Raw genomic sequence first — 1,638 nt, 5'->3', positions numbered from 1 at the left:
CGTGGTACCTCGATGTCGACCGGACCGTTCCGCGTCGACACCGTCTTCGTGGACTTCCCGTTCCGGGAGTTTCCCGTGCCCTGACCGGCCGGATCGCCCACCTCATAGCCGAGATGCTCCGTCATCTCGACCTGCAGGACACGTTCGAGGACAGCCTTCGTCATCTGGTTCAACAGGCCATCGACGCCGTCGATCGGTGTTCCGGTCGCTTTCGCGTCCTTCAACAACGTGTCGATCGCCTCCGGTGCGAAAGCATCGGCGATCCTCTTCGCCGCCGCTTCGTCTTTTGTCCGAAGCGTCGTGCTCTGTGTCATTCGGTGTCCCTTTCCAACCTACCCGATCAAGGTAGATCGATCCTGGTCCACCTCCGGCTTACACAGTCGTCATGACACGCCCCGACGAGTTGGTCGCGCGTATGGTCTCCGACACCGGCAACGGACAGGCGCTTCCCCTGTTGGCGTACACGTTGCAGCGCCTCTACTCGGAGGCCCGCGAGGCGGGCACCACAGTGCTGTCCGCCACCCTGTACGACAAGACCGGCGGGGTCCGCGGCGCGCTTGTCGACCACGCCGACGCGGCGCTCGCCGAAGCCACCGCCGCGACTGGTAGCACCGACGAGGAGGTCCTCACCGCTCTGCTTCGTCTGATCACAGTCGATGCCGACGGCCGCCCCACACGCCGCCAGGTACCTCTCGACCATCTGTCCGACTCGACCGGGAGGGAGGTGACACCATTCGTCGCTCGCCGTCTGCTTACCGTCAATAACAGCAACGGCCAGACCGTCGTCGATATCGCCCACGAACACATCTTCACCGCGTGGACACCGCTCGCCACGGCAATCGGCCAGGCTGCCGATGGTCTCCGGCTGAGGGCGGCGGTCGAGGACACCGCTGCCGACTGGAATCGCCATGGCCGGCCCACCAACTACCTCTGGGAATTCGACAGGGCCACCGAAACAAGGCGAGCTGTCAACCTGACAGAACTCACCCCCATCGCCCGGATATTCCTCGACATCAGCCGCCGACACGGTCAACGCCGTCGCCGCCGACTCACCGCCGCGCTCACGAGCGCGCTGCTACTTGTCACCTCCGGTGCTTTCATAGCACTCGTTCAATGGCATATCGCCGTCGATCGGGGAAAGGCCACAGAGCGGGAACGGCGAACTGCCGTAGCGCAAAGACTCATCACCGAAGCAACTGCCCTCCCTTCCAGTACCCCCCGTAGGGCCCTCAAACTTGACCTCGCCGCGCACGAAATCGACGGACGAGTCGGCGCGATGGACCAGATTGCGACGATCCTTACCGACAACACATTGCAGGCGAGTCTCACCGACCACCTCGACGCGGTGAGCGGGGTGGCGCTCACGCCGGACGGGCGCACCGCGCTGACCGGTAGCCGAGACGGGACAGCGATCGTGTGGGATCTGAGCGACCCGGCCCACCCCGCCCATCGCGCCACCCTCACCGGCCACGCCGACGTGGTGAACGCGGTGGCGCTCACGCCGGACGGGCGCACCGCGCTGACCGGTAGCCGAGACGGGACAGCGATCGTGTGGGATCTGAGCGACCCAGCTCATCCCGTCCGCCGTGCCACCCTCTCCGGCCACGACGACACCATCTTCGCGGTGGCGCTCACGCC

At 65.6% G+C, this 1,638-nt stretch carries 2 protein-coding genes; one reads left to right on the top strand and one right to left on the bottom strand.

The genetic code is table 11. The annotated features are described in order from the left end of the window. A partial coding sequence (locus FF86_RS30900; protein ID WP_199865893.1) for a transposase occupies positions 1-314 on the bottom strand: 314 nt, incomplete at its 3' end. 101 nt (positions 315-415) lie between these two features. Between FF86_RS30900 and FF86_RS35160 the strand changes: the two genes are divergently transcribed. Then, positions 416-1,638: WD40 repeat domain-containing protein (locus FF86_RS35160; protein WP_396230219.1), on the top strand; the 1,223-nt coding region annotated here is incomplete at its 3' end.

Origin of the sequence: Frankia sp. CpI1-P, from assembly GCF_001421075.1 — a bacterium.
Taxonomy (GTDB): domain Bacteria; phylum Actinomycetota; class Actinomycetes; order Frankiales; family Frankiaceae; genus Frankia; species Frankia torreyi.
The sequence above is the reverse complement of the archived record's forward strand: the minus strand, read 5'-3'. Positions and strand labels throughout refer to the sequence as shown.